Source organism: uncultured Rhodococcus sp. (assembly GCF_963525155.1).
In the GTDB taxonomy this organism is placed as follows: domain Bacteria; phylum Actinomycetota; class Actinomycetes; order Mycobacteriales; family Mycobacteriaceae; genus Rhodococcus_F; species Rhodococcus_F qingshengii.
The window spans coordinates 1-25,397 of sequence record NZ_CAURKP010000046.1 but is presented as its reverse complement, the minus strand read 5'-3'; the positions used below and the strand labels follow the sequence as shown (position 1 = coordinate 25,397).

Annotated in this window: 26 protein-coding genes, 1 pseudogene and 2 riboswitches; of the genes and pseudogenes, 5 read left to right on the top strand and 22 right to left on the bottom strand. The window is 63.1% G+C overall.

Annotated features, from left to right (window positions below):
• Positions 1-30: 30 nt before the first annotated feature.
• The 6 genes from RWT78_RS12375 to RWT78_RS12350 form a co-directional block, all read right to left on the bottom strand.
• On the bottom strand, positions 31-1,230 hold the full coding sequence (locus RWT78_RS12375) for an acetate kinase (protein WP_314675912.1): 1,200 nt from the start codon (positions 1,228-1,230) through the stop codon (positions 31-33).
• Positions 1,227-3,311, bottom strand: coding sequence for a phosphate acetyltransferase (gene pta, locus RWT78_RS12370; RefSeq protein ID WP_042452123.1), 2,085 nt, complete (start codon positions 3,309-3,311; stop codon positions 1,227-1,229). The genes RWT78_RS12375 and pta overlap by 4 nt, the downstream gene beginning before the upstream one ends.
• 146 nt (positions 3,312-3,457) lie before the next feature.
• On the bottom strand, positions 3,458-4,471 hold the full coding sequence (fgd, locus tag RWT78_RS12365) for a glucose-6-phosphate dehydrogenase (coenzyme-F420) (RefSeq protein ID WP_003944371.1): 1,014 nt from the start codon (positions 4,469-4,471) through the stop codon (positions 3,458-3,460).
• A gap of 95 nt (positions 4,472-4,566) precedes the next feature.
• Positions 4,567-4,914, bottom strand: a complete 348-nt coding sequence (locus RWT78_RS12360) for a YidH family protein (RefSeq protein WP_003944317.1) — start codon at positions 4,912-4,914, stop codon at positions 4,567-4,569.
• Positions 4,911-5,384: an RDD family protein gene (locus RWT78_RS12355; RefSeq protein ID WP_003944375.1), complete on the bottom strand. Its 474-nt coding sequence runs from the start codon at positions 5,382-5,384 to the stop codon at positions 4,911-4,913. The genes RWT78_RS12360 and RWT78_RS12355 overlap by 4 nt, the downstream gene beginning before the upstream one ends.
• Entirely contained in the window at positions 5,384-6,118 is a 735-nt protein-coding gene (locus RWT78_RS12350; RefSeq protein ID WP_003944326.1) for a hypothetical protein, read from the bottom strand. Before RWT78_RS12350 ends, RWT78_RS12355 begins: the two co-directional genes overlap by 1 nt.
• Before the next feature lie 115 nt (positions 6,119-6,233).
• Between RWT78_RS12350 and RWT78_RS12345 the strand changes: the two genes are divergently transcribed.
• On the top strand, positions 6,234-7,175 hold the full coding sequence (locus RWT78_RS12345) for an alpha/beta hydrolase family protein (protein WP_054831836.1): 942 nt from the start codon (positions 6,234-6,236) through the stop codon (positions 7,173-7,175).
• 30 nt (positions 7,176-7,205) lie between these two features.
• On the opposite strand, the gene RWT78_RS12340 is transcribed toward RWT78_RS12345, so the two are convergent.
• From RWT78_RS12340 to RWT78_RS29210, 16 genes are all read right to left on the bottom strand, one after another.
• Positions 7,206-7,703 carry a nucleoside deaminase gene (locus RWT78_RS12340; protein WP_076948810.1) on the bottom strand — a complete coding sequence of 166 codons (498 nt, stop codon included), beginning with the start codon at positions 7,701-7,703 and terminating at the stop codon, positions 7,206-7,208.
• A gap of 28 nt (positions 7,704-7,731) precedes the next feature.
• Positions 7,732-8,874, bottom strand: coding sequence for an LLM class flavin-dependent oxidoreductase (locus tag RWT78_RS12335; protein ID WP_054831835.1), 1,143 nt, complete (start codon positions 8,872-8,874; stop codon positions 7,732-7,734).
• Complete coding sequence (locus tag RWT78_RS12330; protein ID WP_314675902.1) at positions 8,871-9,695, bottom strand: DUF1684 domain-containing protein; 825 nt, start codon at positions 9,693-9,695, stop codon at positions 8,871-8,873. Before RWT78_RS12330 ends, RWT78_RS12335 begins: the two co-directional genes overlap by 4 nt.
• The gene (locus RWT78_RS12325) at positions 9,692-11,062 is read right to left on the bottom strand and encodes an NtaA/DmoA family FMN-dependent monooxygenase (protein WP_314675900.1); all 1,371 of its coding nucleotides are present in this window, start codon (positions 11,060-11,062) and stop codon (positions 9,692-9,694) included. The genes RWT78_RS12330 and RWT78_RS12325 overlap by 4 nt, the downstream gene beginning before the upstream one ends.
• A 24-nt stretch (positions 11,063-11,086) precedes the next feature.
• The gene (locus RWT78_RS12320; RefSeq protein WP_314675898.1) at positions 11,087-12,205 is read right to left on the bottom strand and encodes an LLM class flavin-dependent oxidoreductase; all 1,119 of its coding nucleotides are present in this window, start codon (positions 12,203-12,205) and stop codon (positions 11,087-11,089) included.
• A complete protein-coding gene (locus RWT78_RS12315; RefSeq protein WP_314675896.1) occupies positions 12,192-13,814 on the bottom strand; it encodes an ABC transporter ATP-binding protein in 1,623 nt (540 codons plus the stop codon). Before RWT78_RS12315 ends, RWT78_RS12320 begins: the two co-directional genes overlap by 14 nt.
• Positions 13,811-14,701 (bottom strand): ABC transporter permease, encoded by an 891-nt coding sequence (locus RWT78_RS12310; RefSeq protein WP_003944303.1) that lies wholly within the window; start codon positions 14,699-14,701, stop codon positions 13,811-13,813. The genes RWT78_RS12315 and RWT78_RS12310 overlap by 4 nt, the downstream gene beginning before the upstream one ends.
• Positions 14,694-15,692, bottom strand: coding sequence for an ABC transporter permease (locus RWT78_RS12305; protein ID WP_314675894.1), 999 nt, complete (start codon positions 15,690-15,692; stop codon positions 14,694-14,696). Before RWT78_RS12305 ends, RWT78_RS12310 begins: the two co-directional genes overlap by 8 nt.
• A 2-nt stretch (positions 15,693-15,694) precedes the next feature.
• Positions 15,695-17,332, bottom strand: a complete 1,638-nt coding sequence (locus tag RWT78_RS12300) for an ABC transporter substrate-binding protein (RefSeq protein WP_003944291.1) — start codon at positions 17,330-17,332, stop codon at positions 15,695-15,697.
• Between the two features lie 137 nt (positions 17,333-17,469).
• Positions 17,470-17,559 carry a putative leader peptide gene (locus RWT78_RS12295; RefSeq protein WP_310504006.1) on the bottom strand — a complete coding sequence of 30 codons (90 nt, stop codon included), beginning with the start codon at positions 17,557-17,559 and terminating at the stop codon, positions 17,470-17,472.
• An 8-nt stretch (positions 17,560-17,567) separates the two neighbouring features.
• Positions 17,568-17,662: riboswitch (SAM riboswitch) on the bottom strand.
• Positions 17,663-17,679: 17 nt separating this feature from the next.
• Complete coding sequence (locus RWT78_RS12290) at positions 17,680-18,270, bottom strand: GNAT family N-acetyltransferase (RefSeq protein WP_314675893.1); 591 nt, start codon at positions 18,268-18,270, stop codon at positions 17,680-17,682.
• 8 nt (positions 18,271-18,278) lie between these two features.
• A complete protein-coding gene (locus tag RWT78_RS12285) occupies positions 18,279-19,388 on the bottom strand; it encodes an FAD-dependent oxidoreductase (RefSeq protein ID WP_314675892.1) in 1,110 nt (369 codons plus the stop codon).
• Positions 19,389-19,398: 10 nt separating this feature from the next.
• On the bottom strand, positions 19,399-20,370 hold the full coding sequence (locus RWT78_RS12280; protein ID WP_007726832.1) for an ABC transporter substrate-binding protein: 972 nt from the start codon (positions 20,368-20,370) through the stop codon (positions 19,399-19,401).
• Positions 20,371-20,404: 34 nt separating this feature from the next.
• Positions 20,405-21,190, bottom strand: a complete 786-nt coding sequence (locus RWT78_RS12275) for an amino acid ABC transporter ATP-binding protein (protein WP_003944418.1) — start codon at positions 21,188-21,190, stop codon at positions 20,405-20,407.
• Positions 21,187-22,161 (bottom strand): amino acid ABC transporter permease, encoded by a 975-nt coding sequence (locus tag RWT78_RS12270; RefSeq protein ID WP_003944440.1) that lies wholly within the window; start codon positions 22,159-22,161, stop codon positions 21,187-21,189. The genes RWT78_RS12275 and RWT78_RS12270 overlap by 4 nt, the downstream gene beginning before the upstream one ends.
• Positions 22,162-22,271: 110 nt before the next feature.
• Positions 22,272-22,349: a putative leader peptide gene (locus RWT78_RS29210; protein WP_350318888.1), complete on the bottom strand. Its 78-nt coding sequence runs from the start codon at positions 22,347-22,349 to the stop codon at positions 22,272-22,274.
• A 7-nt stretch (positions 22,350-22,356) separates the two neighbouring features.
• Positions 22,357-22,451, bottom strand: a riboswitch (SAM riboswitch).
• A 199-nt stretch (positions 22,452-22,650) separates the two neighbouring features.
• Between RWT78_RS29210 and RWT78_RS12265 the strand changes: the two genes are divergently transcribed.
• From RWT78_RS12265 to RWT78_RS12250, 4 genes and pseudogenes are all read left to right on the top strand, one after another.
• Positions 22,651-23,418, top strand: coding sequence for a sulfite exporter TauE/SafE family protein (locus RWT78_RS12265; protein ID WP_003944404.1), 768 nt, complete (start codon positions 22,651-22,653; stop codon positions 23,416-23,418).
• Positions 23,419-23,455: 37 nt separating this feature from the next.
• Positions 23,456-24,271: an HAD-IIA family hydrolase gene (locus RWT78_RS12260; protein WP_314675889.1), complete on the top strand. Its 816-nt coding sequence runs from the start codon at positions 23,456-23,458 to the stop codon at positions 24,269-24,271.
• A 288-nt stretch (positions 24,272-24,559) separates the two neighbouring features.
• Positions 24,560-25,117 (top strand): alternate-type signal peptide domain-containing protein, encoded by a 558-nt coding sequence (locus RWT78_RS12255; protein WP_003944340.1) that lies wholly within the window; start codon positions 24,560-24,562, stop codon positions 25,115-25,117.
• Positions 25,118-25,121: 4 nt separating this feature from the next.
• Positions 25,122-25,397: pseudogene (locus RWT78_RS12250) on the top strand (hypothetical protein); the annotation flags it as partial.

Sequence of the window (25,397 nt, the reverse complement as noted above, 5' to 3'; positions counted from 1 at the left end):
ACGCCCCGAGGTTTACAGTGCTGCAGAAACCTACAGTGCGGCCACCAAAGCCTTCGCCGCGCGGGCGATCGCCAACTCCTCGTTGGTGGGGACCACCAGCACCTCGACGGCCGACGAGGATGCGGAGATACGACGCTCGTCGCGACTCTTCGCCTCGTTGAGAGCCGGATCGACCTCGATACCGAGACGGGAAAGCCCGGCCAGGCTGTCGCGTCGCACGTCGATGTTGTTCTCCCCGACGCCACCGGTGAAGGTGATGACGTCGACGCCACCGAGTTGAACGATGAAGGCGCCGATGTACTTACGGAGCATGTGCACGTAAACGTCGTACGCAAGTTGTGCGTCTTGGTCGCCGCCCTCGATCAGTGCGAGCAGGGCACGGAAATCGTTGACTCCCGACAGTCCCTTCAAACCGGAGCGCCGGTTGAGGAGGTCGTCGATCTCGTCGACCTTCATTCCCGAGTTGCGATTGAGGTGCAAGATGATGCCTGGGTCGATGTCGCCGCTGCGGGTGCCCATGACAAGACCCTCGAGCGGGGTGAGGCCCATCGTGGTGTCGATGGCCTTGCCGCCCTTGATTGCCGAGGCCGAAGCGCCGTTTCCGAGGTGCAGGACTATCTGATTCAGCTCGGCGGGATCCTTGCCGAGGAACTCCGCGACCCGTCCAGACACGTATTCGTGTGAGGTCCCGTGGAAGCCGTACCGGCGAATCTGGTTGGCCTTGGCCACATCCCGATCGATCGCATAGGTGGACGCCGCCGCGGGCAGTGTGTGGAAGAAGGCGGTGTCGAACACTGCGACGTGCGGAACGTCGGGCAGTTCCTCGCGCGCCACCTCGATACCGATCACGTTGGCGGGATTGTGCAGCGGCGCAAGGTTCGACAGATCTTCGATGGCTTTCACGACGCCGTCGTCGATGAGAGTCGGCGAATGGAAGATGTCACCACCGTGCACGACTCGGTGACCGACTGCGATGATTCCGGCCTCACTCAGCGGCCGTCCGACCTCGGCGACGATGTCGAGCACCATCTTCAGACCTGCGCGGTGATCGGCGATCGGAAGGCTCCGGTCTTCGACTCCGGTGCGGTGGTTGTAGACGATGTGGCCGTCGGGCTCACCGATGCGCTCGATGAGACCGTGCGCCACCGATTCCGCCGTATCCGGATGCACGAGTTGAAATTTGATGGATGACGAGCCGGAATTGATGACCAGTACGGTGCCGTCGCTCACGCTTGCGCTCCCTGTGCCTGTATTGCCGTGATAGCCACGGTGTTGACGATGTCCTGGACCAACGCTCCACGCGAGAGGTCGTTGACCGGCTTGTTCAGTCCCTGCAGAACCGGCCCGACGGCGATAGCGCCGGCGCTACGCTGCACTGCCTTGTACGTGTTGTTGCCGGTGTTCAGGTCCGGGAACACGAACACCGTTGCTTTGCCCGCCACCAGAGAATCCGGCATCTTCTTGTCGGCGACACTCTGCTCGACGGCGGCGTCGTACTGAATGGGCCCTTCCACCAACAGATCCGGTCGACGCTCGCGCACCAAAGCGGTCGCGGTGCGAACCTTGTCGACGTCGGCTCCGCTGCCCGAATCCCCGGTGGAGTACGAGAGCATCGCGATGCGCGGATCGATCCCGAACTGCGACGCCGTCTGTGCGGACGAGATCGCGATGTCCGCCAACTGCTCCGACGTCGGGTCCGGAACCACGGCGCAGTCGCCGTAGGAGAGAACGCGGTCGGCCAGGCACATCAGGAAGATGCTCGAGACCGTCGAGACACCGGGGGCGGTCTTGATGATCTCGAACGAGGGTCGAATCGTGTGAGCGGTAGTGTGGGCGGCGCCGGACACCATGCCGTCGGCAATTCCCAAGTGCACCATCATCGTTCCGAAGTACGAGATGTCGGCGATCACCTCGCGGGCCCGCTCGATGGTCATGCCCTTGTGCGCACGCAGCGCGGTGTATTCCTGTGCGAAGCGCTCGGTGTACTCGGACTGCGCGGGTGCGAGTACCTGCGCGCCACTGATGTCCACGCCGAGTTCCGCGGCGCGTCGACGCACACTGGGTTCGTCACCGAGGATCGTCAGGTCGGCAACCTGGCGCTGCAGCAGCCGGCCGGCCGCGCGCAGGATCCGGTCGTCGTCACCCTCAGGCAGGACGATGTGCTTGCGATCGCGTCGAGCACGGTCGATCAGCTTGTACTCGAACATCTGTGGGGTCACGACCGACGGGATCGGCAGTGCCAGTCGGTCCATCAGGACGTCGGCGTCGACGCGCTGTTCCATCAAGCTCAACGCGGTGTCGACCTTGCGCTGCGAACCGACTGCCACGCGTCCGCGGGTTTGGGCTGCGGCGCTTGCGGTGTCGAAGGTACCGAGGGTTGTCGTGAGAATCGGAAGACGCTGTTTGAGGCCGGCCATCAACGCCGCGATGGCCGGGTGCGGCGTGATCCCGCCATTCATGATGATGCCCGCGAGCGACGGAAATCCTTCCGCCTCATGTGCATTGAGCAATGCGAGCAGTACGTCCGAGCGATCGCCCGGTGCGATGACGACCATGCCCTCGACCAGACGCTCGAGGATGTGCTCGGCGGTCATGCCGCCCACCATCACCTTGAGCGCTTCGCGGTGCAGCAGTTCCGGGTCACCCGAATACAACTCGCCGCCGGTGGCCTCCATCAACTCGGCCATCGTGGGCGAGACGAGCAACGGAATCTCCGGCAGGCTCCACGTCGGAACACCGATGTCGGACAGCGCTGCGGTGACCTCGTCGAGCTTGTCGGGATCGCAACGATTGGCGACGACGGCGAGCAGATGAGCGTGGTTGGCGGCCAACTCGGCGGCGCATAGATGCGCGAGCTGGGCGACCTCCTCGACACTGCGCCGAGCGCCTCGAACCGCCAGCAGAACCGGCGCGCCGAGGTTCACGGCGATGCGGGCGTTGAAGCTCAGCTCGCTCGGGCTTGCTACGTCGGTGTAGTCACTTCCGATGATGACGACGGCGTCGCACTGCTCGGCCACGGTGTGGTACTTCGCGACGATGTCGGCCAGCGCGGCTTCAGGATCGGCGTGAACCTGCTCGTAGGTGACGCCGAGTGCGTCGGCGTAGGAGAGATCGGCGGTGGTGTGCTCGAGCAGCAGTTCGAGGATGTAGTCGGTTTCCTCGGTAGAGCGGGCGATCGGGCGGAAGACACCGACCCGGGCGACGGTCGCGCACAGCATCTGCAGCACGCCAAGCGCGATGGTGGATTTTCCGGTGTCACCTTCAGGAGAGGCAACGTAGACACTCGACACGGCAGCGGGCGCTTCTGGCATGCCCAACAGCCTAGTGTGGGCCGCCGCCCACCTTGCCACTGATCGTGGTCACGCTCACGCTCGCGCCGACAACCGGCGGCTACGAGAAAGACGAACGGTGCCTGCCACGCGTCGAGTGGCAGACACCGTTCAGTTGATCTCGAGGATCAGCCCAGAGCACGCAAGCGAGGCGCGAGGTCACGCTCGAACAGTTCGAGGAACCGGCGCTGATCATGGCCCGGTGCGTGGAACACCAGGTGATTGAGACCGGCATCGACGTAGGCCTTGACCTGCTCGACGGCGTCGTCCGGATCGGAAGCGACGATCCAACGCTTGGCCACCTGCTCGATGGGCAGAGCGTCGGCAGCGGCTTCCATTTCGATCGGATCCTCGATGCTGTGCTTCTGCTCCGGCGTCAGGGACAGCGGAGCCCAGAAGCGGGTGTTCTCGAGTGCAGCCTCCGGATCGGTGTCGTAGCTGATCTTGATCTCGATCATCTTGTCGATGTCGGCGACGTCGCGCTCGGCCTTGGCTGCGCCCTCGGCAACGGCTGGAAGCAGCTTCTCGGTGTAGAGCTCCATGCCCTTTCCGGAGGTGCAGATGAAGCCGTCACCGGCACGTCCCGCGTACCGGGCGACAACGGGTCCGCCGGCCGCGATGTACACGGGAATGCCACCCTCGGGAACGTCGTAGATCGACGCGCCACGAGTGGTGAAGTACTCGCCTTCGAAGTCGACACGATCGCCCAGCCACAGCTCACGCATCAACCGCACGGACTCACGCAGCCGCGCGAAGCGTTCCTTGAACTCGGGCCACTCGCCCTGGAAGCCGGTGGCGATCTCGTTGAGAGCCTCACCGCTGCCGACGCCGAGCATGATGCGTCCCGGGTAGAGACATCCCATCGTCGCGAACGCCTGAGCGATGACTGCCGGGTTGTAGCGGAACGTCGGCGTCATCACGGACGTGCCGATCTGCACGCGCTCGGTGCGCTCACCGACGGCGGTCATCCAGGCGAGCGAGAACGGTGCGTGGCCACCGTTGTGGCGCCACGGCTGGAAATGATCGCTCACCGCAACGGAATCCATGCCGTGCTGCTCTGCCAGAACTGCCAGCTCTACCAGTTCGCGAGGGCCGAATTGCTCAGCCGATGCCTTGTATCCGAGCTTGAGTTCCTGCGCCACCGTGCACTCCCTTGTCGTCTGTTTCGTTTACTTCTCTGACATGCTTCACGTTCTTTGCAGACTATCCAGACACCGCTCGGACTTCTCTGCGTATCTCAGCGAGCGAGGCTGGTGACCACCGTTGCCACGCCGGCTGCGACGGCAACCCCGGCCAGTGCCAGTGCAAACAGCCACAATGCGTGCGGTTCCGGCATCGCCGCTCCGTCTTCGAGCGCCTTCTTCACCTGTAGCCAGCGTCGCATACCTACCAGTGCGGCTGCCGCCGCGAGTGCGATCAGGGTCAGACCGAGAGTCGTGCGAACCCACCCGGTACTCCATTCCGGTACCAACTGGACGACGGCGATGCCTCCGGCCAGCAGGGCGAGTGAGCTACGCATCCAGGCGAGGAAGGTGCGCTCGCTGGCAAGGGTGAAGCGCTCGTCCGGGCGGTTCGGTTCACTCATGCGTGCTCACCTCCGTGCGGTGCCACCAGATCCGGGTCCTGACGCCAGTCGTAGACGACCTCGGTGCGCAGAACGATGTCCTGCAACGAACGTCGTCGTCGATCGACCGCCGACCACAGCAATCCGAAGGCGAAGAGCACGCAGAGCACCGCACGGATGAAGGCCAACGGCCAGCGCACGAGGCGATGCCCGGACGTGATCACCCGCAGCCCCATCACGAGGGACCCGACAGTCCGACCGGTGGTCGCCCAGCAGGCGGTCAGATACGCCACCGAGACACCGAGAAATGCCGTCGTGGACAGGAAGATTCCCGGTTCCGAGAAAGTGAAACTCTGTGGCGAGAAGAGCAGTCGGACGAAGGCGAAGCCCACGTACACGGAACCCATCAGGAGCAGGACGACGCCCAGGTCGATCAGTCCGGCGAGTCCACGGGTGACGATGCCGGCTGGGCCGGAACTCTCCTGGGCCACTAGCGTTCGCCTGCGTTCGTCTTCGGATCGGTCTCTGTCGACGGTTTTTCTGGTGACGGTTTATCTGATGACGGTGCGTTGTCGCGGCCGAAGAGTCGCCCGACGAAGCCGGCGACAGCGTCGTCCGCCTGCATGCCCTGCACTCGAGCTCCGTGCACGGCTTCCGTGGAGAGTGAACCGGTCGATTCACGAATCATCTGGGGCAGGTCGACGCCCTCGATGACCTGGTCGGCGATCTTGACGAGGTCGATGCGGTTGACCTGGCGTTCGAGGTCGACCGTGTCGACTATCCCGTCGAGATCGAGGCGATCGATCACCGCTTTGACGTCGAGGCGGCTTGCGATCTCGTCCACGTCGACCCGGTCGATGATCGGTTCGAGCGAGACCCGTTCGGCAATCTTGTCCACGTCGATGTTCTCGGCGATCTTGTCGATGTCCACGTGGTCGACGACGATCTTGGTGATGTCGACTTCGGACAGAGCAGCGTCGACGACAGCTTTGATCACCGTCCGCAAGGTCGAGTCGGCGAACTCCACGGTCGAGTGCATCGCTTCCGTGCCGCGAGTGGTGACCTGGGTGATCGCGCCGTCGAGTGCGTCACCGACGACAGGGATCCGCTGCACGGAATCAAGTGCGAGACCAGCGGTTCTGCGCGCCGCACCAGCCGTGATCGCGGCCAGCCCGAAGGCCAGCCGAATCACGTCGGATTCGGGGTGGTGCGACTGCGATCCCACGCAATTGTCTCCATCTTCTTATACGACTGTTACCCGGACATTCGTCACTCCTCTTCGCATTGTGCCACTGTTGGAAGGCACAAATACGCTGTCCGGCTTGCGCCTGGGGGGAAATATGAAGACACGTCGTTTCACGGTTCGGCTGACGATGGCGGTGGCCATGGCCGCCGGCTTTCTCGGCCTCAGCGCGCCGACCGCGAGTGCGGATTCCGTGGTCAGTCGCATCGACGTCTACTCCCCCTCGATGGACCGCTGGATCGCCAACGACGTGATTTCGCCGGCCGGAGGAGGCCCGGCCCCGACCTTCTATCTGTTGACCGGTGTCGGCGGCGGCGAGGACGGGATCTCGTGGTTCAACAACACCGGAGTTCGTGACTTCTTCGACGACAAACACGTCAACGTGGTCATGCCGGTCGGCGGCAAGTTCAGCATGTACACCGACTGGAACGCCGACGATCCGGTGCTGGGCCGTAACAAGTGGCAGACGTACCTCACCAAGGAACTACCGGCGGCGGTCAACGCTCGGTACAACACGACCGGCGTCAACGCTCTCGGCGGTGTGTCGATGGCAGGCGGACCGGTTCTGGACCTCGCGATCCAGTCGCCGGGCACCTACCGCGCAGTCGGCTCGTACAGCGGCTGTCCGCGCGCCGGCGACCCGCTCGGCCAGGCAGCGGTGCGCTCGATGGTCGAGATACTCGGCGGCGGCAACGCGGCCAACATGTGGGGGCCGTGGGGTAGCCCGCAGTGGGCGGCGCACGACCCGTTGATCAACGCCGAGAAACTGCGTGGCACAGCGCTGTTCATCTCGACCGGCAACGGCCTTCCCGGCCCGGTGGACGGAATCAACTCGCTGGCGATGGCCGCCGGAGTCGTTCCCGGCGCGGTCCTCGAAGGCATCACCAACCTGTGCACCGCTGCCCTGCAGGGGCGATTCGGTCAGCTCGGCATTCCCGCGACGTTCAGCTTCCGACCCGAAGGCACCCACACCTGGGGGCTCTTCGAAGCCGACATGCGCGCGTCGTGGCCGATGATCGCGGGCGCTATCGGGGCGTGAGCCTCACGGCCCTCCTTACAAGCCATGGCGTCAGGTGAGACTGCGCGCCCAGTCCCGCATCCCGGCGGGGCCAGTGCCGGTGGCGTATTCAGCGAACAGATTTCGCGCTTCGTCACGGCGGATGCCGCCGAGGACTTCACGCGGCTTACAGAAAAACGGAAGTTCCACAGGCGGCGCCCACAGCTGCACGAGTTCCGCCGCACCGTCGTTCGGGGATTCGAGAGCGAACCACACCCGGGTCACACCGAGCGTGATCGCGGCACCCATACACATGAGACATGGTTCGAGATTGACCGCCAATGTCAATTCACCCGACGCTCGAGTGAACCCGAGAGCCTCGTCGGCCTGCAAGAGCGCTTGAAGGTCCGCATGGACTACCCGTCGGCCGAGTGCCCGTTCTTGCGTATACGCCCGCCCGAGCACACGGTCGTCGTCGAACACGACTGCGCCGATCGGCATCTCCCCGAGCTCCATGCCCTCACGCGCTACGTCAAGAGCAACCGCAAGCGCATCTCGAGGTGAAAACATCACTCGACACTAATGGACCAAGGCAAACTCACGCTGCCAGTAGTGCGGGTAGTCCCCATTCCTTGGCAAGCAGCTCGTACGAGCGCAGACGATCCTCGTGCCGATGGGTCACCCCGGTGATCACCAATTCGTCCGCTCCGGTGAGCTTCTGCAAACTGTCGAGCCTGTCGGCGACGGTGGACGGTGAACCGACGAACTGCGTGATCAGCCGATCCTCCACCACTGCTTTGTCGGCGTCGGAAAGTGGGAGCGCTGTCGCGGGATCGGGGTACGGGATGGCGCCGTGTCCGCTGCGAATGCTGTGCGTCCAGTGCGCGAAGGTCGACGCCAACTCCCTCGCCGTCGCATCGTCTTCCGCAGCAACAACATCCGCGGAGACGACGACATACGGCTCCGACAGAACTGCCGACGGTCGGAATGCTGTGCGGTATGCCTCGACGGCATCGAGCGTACTCGAGGGCGCCACATGGTAATTCGCACCGAACGGCAATCCGAGTCGTCCGGCGAGCTCGGCACTGGGGCCCGCGCTGCTTCCGAACACCCACAGTTCGACGTCGGCATTCTCGCCGGGACTGGCGTGCAATTCGATGCCGTCGCGGGTTCTGTAGGTACCGTTCAGGAGCGAGCGTATGTCGTCGACCTGCTGCTCGAAATCGGGCGCCTGCGCGCCCGGAAACGCCAATGCCTCGAACGACGCCTGCAACCGCGGTGACGTGAGAAGACCGGTTGGATCGAAGGGCGCCGGGATCACGACGCCGTCGCGTACGACGTTCTCTCGCTTCGATTCTGCCGGCGCAGGCGTTCCGGCAGCGACCGCGCGAAGTGCCTCCACCCGACGCTGTCCGCTGCGCCCGATACCGAGATCGATACGACCCGGATACAACGCTTCGACGGTACCGAAGGCCTCGACCACCTGAGCCGCCGTGTTGTTGCCCAGCAGCACGGCGGCCGAGCCGACGCGAATAGTGTTGGTGGCGGCCGCGATCAGCCCGACAAGCACTGCTGGCGACGAGGAGGCAACACCGACGAAGTGGTGTTCGGCGACCCAGTAACGCTTGTATCCCCACGCTTCGGCAGAACGAGCGAGGTCCAGCGAGTTCCGCAAAGCCAGGCGGGCCGTTCCGCCCTCACTGATCGGCGAGAGGTCGAGTACGGACAGCGGCGCGCTCACCTCGGTCCGCTTTCGGAGCGGGTGTCCGGTGTCTTCTCGCCGGCTTCCACCGCGAACGCCAGGCGGTTCTCGGCGGGGGCCACCGGGCACGTCGCGTAATCGGTGAACGCGCAGGGCAGGTTCGACGCCCGAGTGAAATCGAGGACTACCGCGCCACCGGGTTCAGGTGCGCTCACGTGCAGCGAGCGTGCGGCCGGGTAGGTGGACACACCACTGGTCGCGTCGGTGAACAGGATGTGAAAGCCGTTGTCCTTGCCCGCGAACGCAATCAGCGTATACGTTGCACCGTCGTGTTCGAAGCTGATGGTTCCTCGGGCGTCGTGATGATGCTCGAGGCGCTCGACGACCGCGCCCGTCGTCACCGTGCGAGCCTCCTCGAAAGCTGTGAAGACACCCTCGATGCGCCACTGCGGGTTCGGCTCGAAGGTCGGGATACCTCTGAATTGCGCCAATGCCGGGGCCGACGAATCGTGGATCCGCAGAGCCACCTCGCCGGTGCGGCGGATGACCTCGACCAACCGCGCGCCCTGCTTGACGATCAGTCCCGGCGCCCCCTCGATCGGATTCAGAGTGGCCGAACCGTCCACTGCGACGCCGTCGATCGAGAGGTCGTCTGCGGGCGTCGCGGTGACGACAACGGCATTCGCGTCGGCGCGCCATGCACCGGGCAGGTCCGCGAAGGTGGAATCGGTGTCCACCAGCCAATGCAACGCAGTCAGGCTCAGCCAGCCGAGGGGTTCGCCGAAGGTGGCGTCGCGCGAGGCGTGCCAGGTATTCCAATCGCCGGTGAAGGTGCTGGTGGAAGTGTCGGTAACGGTCATGATGCGCGGACTCCTTCAGCCTGCTCGTGCGGGTGGCGCAGCCCGAGATGGCTGCGCAGGGTGGTTCCTGAGTACTCGGTCCGGAAACTGCCGCGGTCCTGTAGTTCCGGTACGACGGTGTCGATGAACTCGTCGAGGCCCGCGGGGGTGATGTGGGGAACGAGGATGAATCCGTCGCTTGCGTCGCCCTGGACGTAGCTGTCGATCTCGGCAGCGACCTCGGCGGCGCTACCCACGAACTGTTGGCGGGCAGTCACTTCGATGATGAGTTCACGGATGCTGAGGTTTTCGGCCTCGGCCTTGGCACGCCACTGATCTGCGACCGCTCGTGGATCCTTGACGTGGCGGACGCGTCCGCGGGTGATGTTGACGTCGTCCGACGGATCTTCCTTCGGCAACGGGCCGTCGGCGTCGTACTGGGAAAGGTCTCTGCCCCACACCTGTTCGAGAAAAGCGATGGCAGTCTGGGGTCCGACCTGCTGCCGCCGGATGTGATACGCCTTCTCCTGTGCGTCCGCGGCGTTGTCACCGAGCACGAAGGTGGCGGCGGGGAGAATCTTGAGGTCTGCGTGCGTGCGTCCGTACTTGGCCAGGCGTCCCTTCACGTCGGCGTAGAACGCCTTGCCCGCTTCGGGCGTTCCGTGCCCGGTGAAGATGGCGTCCGCCTTGGCAGCGCCGAACTCGCGTCCTTCGTCGGAATCACCTGCCTGCAACAGAACTGGGTGCCCTTGGGGACTCCGAGGAACTTCGAAGCGCCCGGTGATGTCGAACTGCCTGCCGGAGTGTTGGAACTGGCCGACCTGTTGGTCGGTGGCGAAAACACCGCGCTCACGGTCGACGATCGGACGGTCGACGCTCCAGCTGTCCCACAGCGTCCGTACTGCGTCGACCAACTCGTTGGCGCGTGCATACCGCTCGGAATGCTCCAGATAGCCACCGCGGCGGAAGTTCTCGCCGGTGAAGGCGTCCGAGGAGGTGACCAGGTTCCAGGCGGCGCGGCCGTCGGAGAGATGATCGAGCGTCGAGAACTGCTTGGCCAACTCGTACGGTTCGTTGAACGTGGTGTTGATCGTCCCGGCCAGGCCGAGATGCGTTGTCACACCGGCAACCGCATTGAGAATGCTGAAGGTGTCCGGGCGACCGACTACGTCGAGGTCGTGAATTTTGCCCTGATGCTCGCGTAGGCGCAAACCCTCTGCGAGGAAGAAGAAGTCGAACAATCCGCGTTCGGCACTGCGGGCGAGATGCTCGAACGAGCTGAACTCGATCTGACTCTTGGACGCCGGATCGGTCCACACCGTGGTGTTGTTCACGCCGGGAAAGTGAGCGCCCAGATGAACTTGCTTGCGAATCCTGTTCTGTGTCATCGGTGTTCCTGTTCTCTACTCGCGCTACGCGAACTGATTGACGGGCAACTGGAAGCCCAACCGCTCGCGCAGCGTCGGGGCGGTACTCGGTCGCGGATTGAGAGTTGGCACTACGTCCGTCGCGATCTTGTCCACGGCGGCGGCCAGCGCCAGTGGACGCAGAACCACACCGTCGATCCCGGCGAGCCCACCGATCTCACGCAGCAGCGCAGTCAAACCCGCGCTGTCACCGCGATAGAACAGCGAGTGCGGGGCATACGGCGCTCCCGCCCATTCCTCGAGTTCCGCCAAAGCGTCGTCGGCGGCTCCGCGATCAGCGCCAAGAAGCACGTCGACGTCGAGGAGAACCCTGACGCTGCGCCCGAGGGCAGCGGCATTCGCGTGGACCAGCTTGGCCGTGGCGTTGGCCTCGCCGAGGTCGGTTGCCGAGATCCGAATCAGATCTCCGCGCGCAACAGCGAGCTCGCGTGCCTCCGGCCTGCTCGCGTCGACGGCGATCAGCGGCTGCCCCTGCGGGGAGCGCGGCGTGATGGACGGGCCCTTGACGGAAAAGTTCTTTCCCTCGAAGTCGATGTAGTGCAGCTTGCCCCGATCGATGAATCGTCCGCTCGCAGCGTCACGTATCTCGGCGTCGTCCTCCCAGCTGTCCCACAGCCGACTGACCACCTCGACAGCCTCGGACGCTTCCTCCCACGCAGACTCAGGACCCTGCACTGTCTTTCGGCCGAACAACGCCGCCTGCTCGGCGGTGTCGGACACCGCGACCTGCCAGCCGGCCCGCCCCGCTGAGGAGTAGTCGATACTCGCGACGGCCTTGGAGATGTGGAACGGCTCGGTGTGCGTGACTGTCGCGGTGGGGATCAGGCCGATACGCGAGGTCACGGCACTCAGCCGCGCCGCAGTTGCCACCGCCTCCAATCTCCCCCGCACTGCGTGCGGGCCTTCGGATTGCAGTCCGAACGAGTCAGGGAGGAACGCCAGATCCACCCCACCCCGATCCGCGGTAGTCACCAGGTCCACCCAGTACGAGGGCGTGAACAGATCTTCGGCGCGCGAATCCTCGCGTCGCCAGGAGTACGGATGAGCTCCGGTTCCCTCGAATTCGAGGCCGACCAGGAATGCTCCGGAACTACGCTCGGACATGTTCGGCCTTTCGTGTCGAATGATCCCGCCCGGGGATCGCGTCGAGAAGTGTGCGTGTGTACTCGTTTCGGGGATTGTCGAAAATCTCGGTGGTAGTGCCGATTTCGAGCAATCGCCCGGCCTGCATGACGCCGACGACGTCGCTGATCTGGCGAACAACCGCAAGATCGTGGGAGATGAAGAGATAGGTCAGGCCCAGTTCGCGCTGTAACTCGTCGAGTAGCGCCAGAATCTGCGCTTGCACCGAGACATCGAGAGCGGAGACGGGTTCATCGAGAACGAGCAGGTCCGGCTTCAACGCAAGCGCACGAGCGATCGCCACCCGTTGACGCTGGCCGCCCGAGAGTTCGGCCGGTTTGCGGCTCAGGAACTGCTCGGGAAGTGCAACCTGATCGAGCAACTCTGCTGCACGACTCTGCTGCTGGCTGCGTCCACCAACCTTGAAGGCCCGCAGCGGCTCCGCAACGATGTCCTGGACGGACAATTTCGGGTCTAGTGATGCATAGGGGTTCTGGTACACGAGCTGGATCTTTCGGCGCAGCTCGCGCAGATCGCTGCCCTTGACCTTCGTGATGTCGTATCCGTCGAAGGAGATGGTGCCGGCATCCGCCTGCTCCAACCGCACGGCGATGCGCGCCGTGGTCGACTTGCCGGAGCCCGACTCCCCCACCAGCGACACCGTCTGACCCCTCGGAACAGTCAGCGACACTTCGTTCACCGCGGTTATCGAACTCCCGCGTCCGACGTTGAAGTGCTTGGTGATTCCCGTCAGGGTCAGCAGCGGGCTGGTGTCCTGGCGGACCGGGCGAACGACTGGTCCCGAGGACAGGCTCGGCGCAGAGCTCAGAAGTTTCTTCGTGTACTCGTCTCGCGGGTTGTCCAGAATATCCGCGGTGCGGCCGGATTCGACGATCCTGCCGCCCTGCATCACCAGGATCCGGTCCGCGCGGTCTGCGGCCACACCCAGGTCGTGCGTGATCAGGAGCACGGCCGCACCGGATTCGACAATCCGCTCGTCGAGATGGTCGAGAATGCGCCGTTGAACCGTGACGTCGAGAGCACTGGTCGGCTCGTCGGCGATGACGAGGGCCGGGTTCGCCACAAGAGCGATGCCGATCAGAACTCGTTGCCGCATACCGCCGGACAGCTCGTGTGGGTATTGGCGTGCCCGGATTTCCGGGTGGTCGATACCCGCACGCTCGAGCACCGCGACGGCATCCAACCGCGCTGTGCGCCGGTCGGCGAGGCCGTGGATCCGCAGGACTTCTGCAACCTGGTCGCCGATCCGCGTCACCGGGTTGAGCGAGGTGGTCGGATCCTGCGGCACCAAACCTATACGTGCGCCGCGGATTCGCTGCCACGCGCGGTCGGAGTACGAGTCGATTCTGTCGCCTTCGAACTCGACGCTTCCGCCCGTGACGTGGCCGCTACCGGCGAGCAGGCCCAGTATCGCGTGGGCCGTTGTCGACTTTCCCGAGCCCGACTCCCCCACCACCGCAACCACTTCGCCGCGGCCGACGGTGAAGCTCACACCGGATACCGCGGGCTCGTTGCCGTAAGAGATCTGCAGGTCGGTGACGGAAAGCAACTGTTCTTCGGTCCTGCTCATCGCCGGTTGCTCCTTTCGATCTCGTGGCCGATACGGTGTGCCGAGATGACCACGGCGACAATCGCGAGACCGGGAAGTGTTGTCATCCACCAGGCATTGGCGAGGAAGTTACGCCCCTCGGATACCAGCGATCCCCATTCCGGGGTAGGCGGTACCGCGCCGAATCCCAAGAAGCTCAGTGCCGACACTGCAAGAACTGCCTGCCCGAACTCGACTGCGGACAGCGCGACCACGGGCGCGTACGAGTTGGGAAGCACGTGCCGACGCAGGACACCGAGCCACTGCACACCCGAACCGAACGCGGCCTCGACGTACTGAGCTCCGCGCACCCGCATAACTTCGGCACGCATCACTCGCGCAAAGTTCGCGACCATGCTGACGCCGACCGCGATGGCGACGTTGATGGTGCCGAAGCCGAGTGCGGTCACCAGTGCCAACGAGAGCAGTAGCGCCGGAATGGACAGCAGCACGTCGACGATGCGCATCAGCACGGCGTCGACGACGCCACCGACAAAGCCCGCGAGCAAACCGATTATCGATCCCGCCACCAATGCGATTCCGACCGCCACCAAGGTTGCGGTCAGGGACAGCGCGGCGCCGTGCACGAACCGTGTGTACAGGTCACGTCCGAGATTGTCGGTTCCGAACCAGTGAGCCAGGCTCGGGCCCTGCAGTTTGTCCGCCGGGACACCGGACAACGGATCGCCGCTGGCAAAGAATCCGGGTGCGACGGCAAAGCCGATGGCAAGCAACACGATCAACACCGGAATCACCAAGCCGGGCTTTCGGATCCAGCCGATGGCCGTGGACTTTCGGCGCGAAACAACAGGTGCCTTCGCCTCGACGCTCGGATCGAGGAGTAGGGGTTCGATCAATGTGTCAGACATGAGCCGGCTCCAGATCGGTCGAGCTTTCGGTATTCGACTTTTCGGTGTGACTCTTCTTCGTCTGGATGATCCGTGGATCTATCAAGGGGTAGAAGAGGTCGACCGCGAGGTTGACGAGCACGAACACGAGAGAGGCGAACACAACGACTCCCTGCACCACCGGGATGTCCTGCGCCATCACCGACGTCTGTGTCAGACGGCCGACGCCCGCGCGAGAGAACACCGTTTCCACAACCACCGAGCCCGCCAGCAGCGTGCCGACCAGCACACCGGCAATGGTGAATGCCGGAATGCTCGCCAGTCGCAACGCGTGACGGGTCTGCACGCGCCAACGGCTTGCGCCCTTGGCGTACGCAGTCTCCACGTGCGGCGAACGTAGCGTCGACTGCAGGCTGGTCGTGAGTACTTGCGCGATCACCGCGCCGGTCGGGATCGCCAAGGTGATCGCCGGAAGAATCACCGTTGCGTATCCCTTGTCTCCGAAAGCGGGGAAGATGTGCAGACGGAACGAGAACAGCTGCAGAAGAATCAGGCCAACCCAGAAGGTAGGCACCGCCACACCCAGCGGCGGCAGCGAGAACAACAGATTCGCGAGCCACCGCTTGCGGGTGTAGGTAGCGAAGAACGCGATCGCCACTCCGAACAACACGGCCAGAACCAAGGCGGTGGTTGCCAGCACCAGAGTGCTGGGCAGCGCCGAGAAGATGGCATCCGTCACCGACTGGCCGGTGGAGATCGATGTACCGAAATCGCCGCGAAGAGCATTTGTCAGCGACGTCCAGTACTGCACCCACACCGACTGGTCCAAGCCGTACCGCGCCCGAAGCTGATCGAGCGCAGCCTGATCCACTGCGACACCCTGACCGGACGAGTCGGCAGCCATGCTGACGGGATCACTCGGCAGGAGGAACAGAATCACGAACGAGATGGTGAAGGCGGCCCACAGGACCACTGCGGCCTGACCCAGTCGGGTGAGTACGTATCGAGTCATGATTACTTACCCGACAACCATGCGTCGTAGAACTGCAGGCGCGAGGAGGCTTCGAAGTTCAGGTCCTGCACACTCGATCCGGCGCCGATGGCCTGCGAGAGCTCGATGGTGGGGATGGAGAGTCCACGGTCGAGGATCAATTCCTGTGCGGTGGATACCAGTTCGCCGCGTTGGCCGTTGTCCGTGGCTGCAAGCTGGTCTGTGAGTACCTTGTCGAGCTCCGGATCTGCGCCGCGACGGTTCAGGTTGCGGCCTTCGGTGCTGAACGATGCACGCAAGATGTCGGCGTCCGCGCGAGTGCTGTTGTAATACAGCGAATCGTAATCACCCGATACTCCCTTCTCGGTCCATTCACCGTTCGAGACCAGGTTGAGCTGCAGGTCGACGCCGACCTTCTTGAGCTGCTGCTGCACGAGCTCGAGGATGGCCTGGTTACCCGAGAACACCGGACTGAAGGTGACGCTGAAAGTGAGCTTCTGCCCGTCCTTCTCGCGGATACCGTCGCTGCCGGTCTTCCAACCAGCCGCGTCGAGGAGTTTCGCCGACTTGTCGGCGTCGTACGTCACGACACTGGATTCGTCGCTGTAGAGCGGAGTGGTGTGAGCCAACGGGCTCGTGGCCGGGAAGAACGACGGATCCAGAACGGTGTCGACGAGTTCTTGGCGGTTGATCGCGGGAATGATGGCCTGGCGAACAGCCTGATCAGCGAGAACGCCGCGACTGACGTTGGGCTGGAAGAAGAAGCTCACACCCGGGTTCGGCCTTGTGAGGATTCGTCCGCCTGCGCCCTCGATCTGCGGCGCGTCCTGCGGAAGCGCATCGCTGACCGCATCGAGTTGGCCGGAGGCCACGCTGCCTGCCCGCACACCGGATTCGGGGACCACCGTGAAGTCGACGCCGTCGAGGTAGGCCTCACCCTGATGCGCGACCGCGTCCGACGCCCAGTTGTATCCCGCACGCTTGGCGATCTTGACGCTCTTGTCCTGCTGCCAGTCGGTGTACACGAACGGTCCGGAGGCGATCACCGCTGCACCGGGGCAGCGCTGCTCGGATGCCAGCGCGGTGGTGGAATCGGCGAGGATTCCGAGCTGTGGCGTCGAAGTTGCCTGCAGAAACTGAACATTGGGTCCGGAGAAATTGATCTTCGCCGTGTGAGCATCTACGACGTCGGTACCGGTGTACGAGGACAGGTAACTCTTCGCCAACGACGCGTTCGGTCCCAGGTTCTTGACCGAGTCGAAGGTCTTCTTCACCGAATCCGCCGTCACCGGTGTGCCGTCACTGAAGGTGGCGTCGTCACGAAGGACGAACGTGAAGCTAGCGGCGTCGGGGCTGATCTCCCAACTCTTGGCGAGCCACGGGGTGATCTCTCCGGTGTCGGGATTTTGATCGGTAAGCGAATCCACCACTGTCCGAGTGACATACACGGTCTGGTTACTGCCGGCCTGGGCCGGATCGGCGCACGTCGGCGCCTGCGACAGACCGTAGCGAAGGGTTCCGCCGGACTGGGCGGGGCCTGCGTCGGCAGCACTGTCACTCCCGCTGCTGCAGCCGGCGAGGACGGTGCCGAGAACCGAGACAGCACCGATACCGGCGATTACGGTCGCGCGTTTGCGGGCACCGAATGAGGGCGAAGACACCAAGAACTCCTAAAGAGGCATGCCGAAGAGCGCACCCGTCGCCTGAGACGAGAAAGGCGATCGAGCACGAATCACTTGTGAGAGAATAGAAAACAGACTTGTCGACGACTCGCCTGAGTGTGAATGACTGACCGAGGTCAGTTGGTACAGAAAGATCCCGCGGTGCGGCACAGGTCTACGTGACGACGCGACCAGGCGGTATCGAAACCGCCTTCGACTGCCTTCATTTCGTGTTCCTCCATCGGTCCTGGCGGTAGCACCCGCACCCGATCACTCGGGGGGTTGCTGCGACTTCAATGAGCCAGGTCTCTCGGTCGCTCTGGATGGTCGTTCGCAAGTGTACGAGGTTAAACCCGGGTGTTGTCAACCCGGTCGGTAGGAATTGCTGCTCGAGTCACATTTTCGAGGACCCGAAGTTGTTTCTCGAACGGGTGGATGCCCACCTCTTCGGGCGAGAGTGAAGCGTCGTAAAGCGGTGTGTATCCACTGGACAGATACAGCGCGACGGCCTCCGGCTGCCGAGGACCCGTCGTGAGAAACACCCGGCTGTATCCACGAAGTTCGATCTCTCGTTCCAACTCGCGAACGACGGCCTTGCCGAGGCCGCGCTTCCGATAGTCGACCGATGTCCAGATTCTCTTCAGTTCGGCAGTGGTGGAATCGAATTGACGAAACGCACCACCGGCGATCGGCAGACCGTCGTGGGTGAGCACCAGAAGCGCACCCTGCGGATAGGCAAATTCTTCTGCCGGATACGTCGTGAGATCCTCGAGCATCGCTTCGCGAGTCCCGCCGTAACGCGAACTGTATTCGAGTGCCAACTCTGCGATCAGTGGAGCTGCCAGGGGATCGCCCTGCGATACCGAATAGACCTCTACCGCTCCGATACCCTCGAGCTGCCGAGTTCCGAGCTCCAGTGCCACAACACTTTCCTCCATGAATCTGGTCAACGCTCCCCCAGCCTGAAAACTTCCGGAGCGATGGTGGTTCCGTCGACGAGGTCCGCCACAAGTTCACCCAAGGCCGGACCGAACTTGAACCCATGCCCCGAGAACCCCGCCGCCACTGTGACGGCGCCGACTCGGTCGATGACGAAGTTACTGTCCGGCGTGCTCGTGTACAGGCAGGTGAGCGATTCGACACGGGTGGAATCGACACCGGGCAACCACGACTCGGCGTACTCCACCAATCGCTGTTCTCCGTCGACGTCAGGGGTGTAGTCACGGGTCTGCGGAGTCACCACCGGCCCGGTCGCGTGTTCGCCGATCTTGATCCCGTCCTCGGAACCAAGCCCGTAGATCCCCGCGGTCTCCAATTCTGCGCCGGTGTGGTGAACGAAACTCGGCCACTCGACTCCGGGATCGAGCGGTGCGAAGTGTGCTGGTTGTTCCTGTGTCGTGCGCAGTGTCGGCAGTACGATCTCGGAGCCGAGACCGCTGTCTGCGATCAGATCTGCAGTCCACGCACCGGCCGCGATCACTACCTGACGAGCTGCGAGCGTTCCACTGTCCGTCACCACGTCCACGCCGTAGGACGCCCGCGCGAGTGCCAACACCCGAACATCGTGACGGACCTCGGCACCGGCGAACACCGCTCCCGCCTTCAGAGCGGTCACGGCGCGGTCCGCGTGCAACCGGCCTGCGTCGGGGTGATGGAGCACCGTGGTGTCGAATCGCAGCCCCGGCCAACGGGCGGACGCCTCGGCAGGAGTGAGGATCTCACCCTTGATGCCCGCCTCGCGACGTATCTTCGCCTTGGACTGCACTGCCTGCGGCAGGCCGTGATCGACGGCGCCGGTGAGTTCCAGGAACCCGATGTCCGTCGTGGTCTCCAACTCCCGCCACAGCGGCAGCGCGCCGGCCGCCAAACCTGTGTACCGGTGATTGTCGTACGCCTGACGGTAGATGCGCGAAGTACCGTGCGACGCACCGTGCTTGTGACCCGGCCCGAACTGTTCCAGCTGAACGACACTACGTCCGCGCGCCGCGAGCCGCCAAGCGGCAGAGGACCCGACGAGTCCTCCGCCGATGACGATCACATCGAGAATCTCACTCATGGACGAGAGCTCACTTGGTCTTCGGAAGGCCGGGCGGGTTGATCAGGGACGTGTCGACGGCTTCGCTGGTGATGTTCCAGCGCTCGAGGATCTGCTGGTACGTGCCGTTCTCGATCGTGTGGTTGATCGCGTCGTTGATCGCCTTGATCAGGCCGTTGTCCTTCTTCACCAGAACCGCGATCTGCCCCTGCAGGGTGTCGCCGGCCCCGGAGAACTCACCGACAACCTCGGTCTCCCCCGACTGCTTGGCGTGGAACTGCGATGACGGGTTCGGGCCGAAGTAGGCGTCGATCCGGCCGGACTGCAGCGGGAGGTAGTAGTCGGTGGTGTTCTGGTAGTAGGAGATGTCGGTAGGCGCCAGGCCGGCCGCGACGTTCTGCTCACTCCACTTGACCAGCAGCGCTTCCTGATTGGTGCCCGAGGAGACGGCGATCTTCTTGCCCGCGACGTCCTTGGGTTCCTTGATGGAGATTCCGGCACCCTTCTTGGCTTCGAAGGCGAGGGTGTCGAGACGGTAGGTCGCGAAGTCGTACTTCTCCTTACGCTCCTCTGTGACAGTCACATTGGAGAGGAAGGCGTCGGCCTCACCGGAGTCGATCCGGACGAAGTTCTGTGCCCAATCTGCTGTCTGCAGGTCGACCTTCAAGCCGAGAACGTCACCGATCAGGTAGGCGAAGTCGGTCTCGGAACCGATGAGGGTGGTGTCGTCGTCGGCGTAGAAACGGAGCGGCGGAGCGGAACCGGCACTACCGGTGACGCGCAGCGTGCCACGATCGCGGATGTCCTGAGGTAGCTCGGCGGCGATGGAATCGACTTTGTCGGTGGTGATGCGGTTCTGATCGGCCGTGAGGTTGTAACCCGCAGCAGCGGTGACCTGGGCGCCGTCGGACTCGGCGTCCGCGCTGCTGCATGCAGCGCTGAGCAATCCGACGGTGGCAAGCGCCGAGATCAGAAAAGTCGCGCGACGGGATGTGGAGAACATCAATTTTTCCTTCCGGGAATGAGTCTGGGTCGCGTCAGAGGACGCGGGAGAGAAAGGCTTTGGTCCGTTCGTGGACCGGATTGTCGATGACCTGCGAAGGCGGGCCCTGTTCGACGATGACGCCGCCGTCCATGAAGACCGCAGTGTCCGCCACTTCCCGAGCAAATCCGACCTCGTGTGTGACGATCACCAAGGTGGCGCCGTCACGGGCCAGCTGAGCGAGGACTTCGAGAACCTCGCCCACCAGTTCCGGGTCGAGCGCCGACGTCGGCTCGTCGAAGAGAATGACCGCCGGCCGCAGTGCCAGCGCTCGCGCTATCGCGACGCGCTGTTGCTGGCCACCGGAGAGTTGGCGCGGATACTCGTCCGCCTTGTCGCCCACCCCCACTCGCTCGAGCAGCGCGCGGGCCTCGCGGTACACCTCGTCACGATCACGCTTCTGGGCCGAGAGCGGCGCTTCCACCACGTTTTCCAACGCGGTCAGGTGCGGAAACAGGTTGAAGTTCTGGAACACGAATCCGATGTGCGAACGCTGTTTCAGGATCTCGCGGTCACGCAGTTCGTGGAGTCGATTTCCCTTGCGCCGGTATCCGATCAGCTCTCCGTCGATCCGTACGGTTCCGCGGTCGACTTTTTCGAGGTGATTGAGGGTTCGCAGCAAGGTGGACTTACCGGAACCCGACGGACCGAGAATGACGGTCACTTCGCCCTTGCGAACCAGGAGATCAACGCCGGCAAGTACTTCCAAGGCACCGAAAGACTTGTGAATTCCGCGTGCTTCGACGGCGTACACCGTATCTTCGGCCAGTTCTGCGGTCATCGGGTCGCACCTCTCGGAATATCGAGACGCGCATCGCGAATCTCTTCGAACTTCTTGCGCGCCTTCTGTACCGGAGTCAACGGAAGAGCACGGGCGGATCCTCGTGCATAGTGGCGCTCCACGTAGTACTGACCGATCGAGAGCAACGTCGTGAGGATGATGTACCAGATCGTGGCGACCATCAGCAGGGGCACGACTCGTCCGTTGCGTCCGAAGATGACCTGCACCTGGTAGAACAGTTCGGCGATTGCCATGGTGGAGACGATCGACGTTCCCTTGAAGAGTCCGATGACCTCGTTGGCGGCGTTGGGGAGGATCGCCCGCATTGCCTGCGGGAGAACGATCTTGAAGAACTGGCGACTGCGCGGAATGCCCAGCGAGTGAGCAGCTTCGATCTGACCGTGATCCACCGAGATGATTCCGGAGCGAATGATCTCGGCCGAGTATGCAGCCTGGTGCAGCGCCAAACCGATGACTGCTGCGGTGAATCCGCCGATCACACCGCTGACCTGGAAGGTGAAGAACTCGGGCCCGAAAGGTATTCCGAGAGAAAGTGTCTGGTACAGGTAAGTGATGTTGAACCAGAAGAGCAGCTGCACGATGAGTGGAATCGAGCGGAAGGCCCAGATGTAGGTCCAGGCAATCACCTGCAGGACCGGATTCTTCGACAACCGACCGAGTGCCAGGAAAACACCGAGACCGAACCCGAGGATCGTCCCCCACAGGGTCAGTTTGATCGTCATCCACAACGCGGCGAGCACTGATTTCGCGGTGAAGTACTGCGCGAACGTCGGCCAGTCCCAGCCGGGGTTGACGACGAGACCGTGGATGAACTGAGCAAGCAGGACCAGCACGACCGCACTGATCACCCAGCGCAGCGGGTGCCAGGTGCGAGCGACGACAAGCTCCGAGTCGGGAAGTTGCGACTCGGACACCGACTTTTCGGGGCGGACATCGGTGGGCGCGCTCACGGCGCGCTACCTGACGGAGTGGACATCACGAATAGACCTTTCGGGGAAATGGGAACGCAGCTGTGTCCTCGAGTTGGTGTGCTCGAGTTGCGAAGACGACGAGAGTTCGGTCAGCGACAGTGACACGAAGCGGTGCGGCACAGATCGATGTGACGTCGCTTGTGAGCAGCGTGCGAAGTGGTACCCATGTGATGCCTTCCATCGGTCCTGGCGGTAGCACCCGCTCCCGACCACTCGGGGGGTTGCTGCGACGTCGACGAGCCAGGTCTCTCGGTCGCTCTGGATGGTGAGCAAAGACTAGACGCGAAATGTCGAGTCGTCAAATGTTGTATTTCCCTGCACTGCAAGGGAAATGAAGGGTCCACGATGTTGAAATCGCATTGATTTCAACGGTGTCCGAAGCCGCGTTCGGCGTGTTGAATGGAGCGTTCGAATGAAGACCGGGACCGCCGTCCGGACTGACTTTTCCTCTGCCGTACCGTCTGCGGAGTGAGTGGACTCGACGCTTTCTTCATCTTGTTGGCCGGTATCGGCGCGGGCGCGATCAACGCCGTGGTCGGCAGTGGAACGCTGATCACGTTCCCGACGCTGGTCGCCTTCGGCATGCCGCCCGTGACCGCAACCATGTCCAACGCGGTCGGGCTCGTCGCCGGCGGAGTTTCGGGTACCTGGGGCTACCGACGTGAGCTGTCCGGACAGTGGGACCGACTGAAGTGGCAGATTCCGGCGTCCCTCGCCGGAGCACTACTCGGTTCGTGGTTGCTCATGCACCTACCCGAGAAACTGTTCGAGACCATCGTTCCGGTGCTGTTGGTCCTCGCTCTCGCGCTCGTCCTCCTCCAACCACGCATCCAGGCGTGGGCCAAGAAGCGTTCCACCGAAGAAACGACGCTGTCCACCAAGAGGCTGATGCTCCTGACCGCCGGCACTTTTGCAGTCGGCATCTACGGCGGGTACTTCACTGCCGCGCAGGGCATCCTTCTCATCGGTGTGATGGGTGCCATCCTCCCGGAAACCCTCCAGCGCATGAACGGCGCGAAGAACCTGCTGTCGCTGCTCGTCAACATCGTTGCAGCAGGGATGTACATCACCCTGGCATTCGACCAGATCAACTGGGCAGCAGCCGGTTTGATCGCTGTCGGGTCACTCGGCGGCGGCGTCCTCGGCGCCCGCTACGGACGGCGCCTGTCCCCCACTGCATTGCGCTACACGATTGTCGTCGTCGGCCTGATCGGCCTGTGGCGCCTTCTCGCTTGACCGCCCACATCGGGCGCCACCCGCACATACTGGAGTAATGACCAGTACAGAAGAGCAGACCGGTTGGACCTACCTCATGGACATGGACGGGGTTCTCGTCCACGAGGAGCACTTGATACCTGGAGCGGACACGTTCCTGGCAGAGCTGGCGTCGAACGACATCCCGTACATGGTGCTCACCAACAACTCGATACGAACACCGCGTGACCTGCGAGCACGCCTGCTCACTTCCGGACTCGACCTCCCGGAGAAGTCGATCTGGACGTCAGCGCTCGCTACCGCGACGTTCCTGGCCAACCAGCGGCCGGGCGGCAGCGCCTACGTGGTCGGCGAATCGGGCCTGACCACTGCCCTGCACGACATCGGTTACGTGCTGACGGACAGTGACCCCGACTACGTCGTCCTCGGCGAGACGCGAACGTACTCCTTCGAGGCAATCACCACCGCCATTCGCCTGGTCGAGCGTGGATCACGGTTCATCGCCACCAACCCCGACGCCACCGGACCGTCGCGAGACGGCTCGCTGCCGGCCACCGGCTCGGTCGCCGCTCTCATCACCAAGGCAACCGGACGCGATCCCTACTACGTCGGCAAGCCCAACGCCTTGATGATGCGCTCCGCCCTACGGTCCATCGGCGCTCATTCGGCTAACACGTTGATGATCGGTGATCGCATGGACACCGACATCGTCTGCGGACTCGAAGCCGGCCTGCAGACGATTCTGGTGATGACCGGGATCTCGACCCGCGCGTCGGTAGAGCTCTATCCCTACCGCCCGACCATCGTCCTCGAGTCGGTCGCCGATCTTGTGGGAACGACAACCGATCCATTCCGTAGCAACACAAACAATTGATTCAAATTGCAAAACAAAACCGAAACTCGGTAATTAACTGGTAAAAAACAGCATATTTGCCAGGTTCCGACTCGTCCGCTTTGTCCAACTGGACAAACAATCGGTTTTCTTCACTCCAAAATTACATACTGATAGTTATATGCAGGTCAGAAGGCAATTTGCTCGACAGAGAAAGGTGGATCACAGTCGAAAAATAAATTTCGAAAAAGTAGTAACGAATCGTTTGCCGTGGCTGATACTCATGTCTGAACGACCCATTTCGGGTCCCAGACATGAAATGAGATTTTCATGAAGAAGCAGACCAAGGGTGCGATCGCCGCTGCGGCGGCCGGTGCCCTCCTCCTCGGTGGTGCGGGCTCGCTCGCTGTGTGGAGCGATTCGGCCGACGTCAGTGGCGGCGGGCCCGTCACGTCCGGTGCACTCGACCTGAGCTCTTGCGCACCGGTCGGCGGGGGTTGGAACTCCCTCAACCCGACGAAGACCGCGATCACCAACATTTCGGCCTACCGCATCGTCACGACCGAAAGCATCGAATACACCTGCGACGTGACCGTGACCGCGGTCGGCGATCGTCTCGCTGCGGTTCTGACCGCTGATACGGCCGGCATCGTTCCGGGTGCCAACAGCTCCGAACTTGCCGCTGCTGTAGTGCCCGTGACGACTATCAAGGATGCTGGTGGCAACCCGATTTCACAGATCACCAAGGTACAGAACGGCACGATCGTGCACGTCGGAGTCCGTCTGAACTTCACCGAGGTGGCCAACCAGGTCGCGCAGAACCAGTCGCTGAACTTGTCGGCGATGAAGCTGGTCGTCACTCAGACAGCACTGACACCGGCCCCGTAATTTCATGAGGAAACAGGTCTGGGGAGCGATCGCAGCCGCGGTGGCTGCTGTAGCGGTGTTCGCATCGTCGCAGCAGTCGCTCGCGCTGTGGTCCGATTCGGCGAGCGCGAATGGCGGTACGGCGACTGCCGACAGCGTCAATCTCACCGTCGGCTCACAAACTGCCACTTCCACCGCATACGAATTTCTGACGTTGGCGACAGGTTCGACTCGATTGGTACCGGGCATGACGGTTCAAGGACCGATCACTATCAAGAATTCCGGGACCAACACCCTGAAG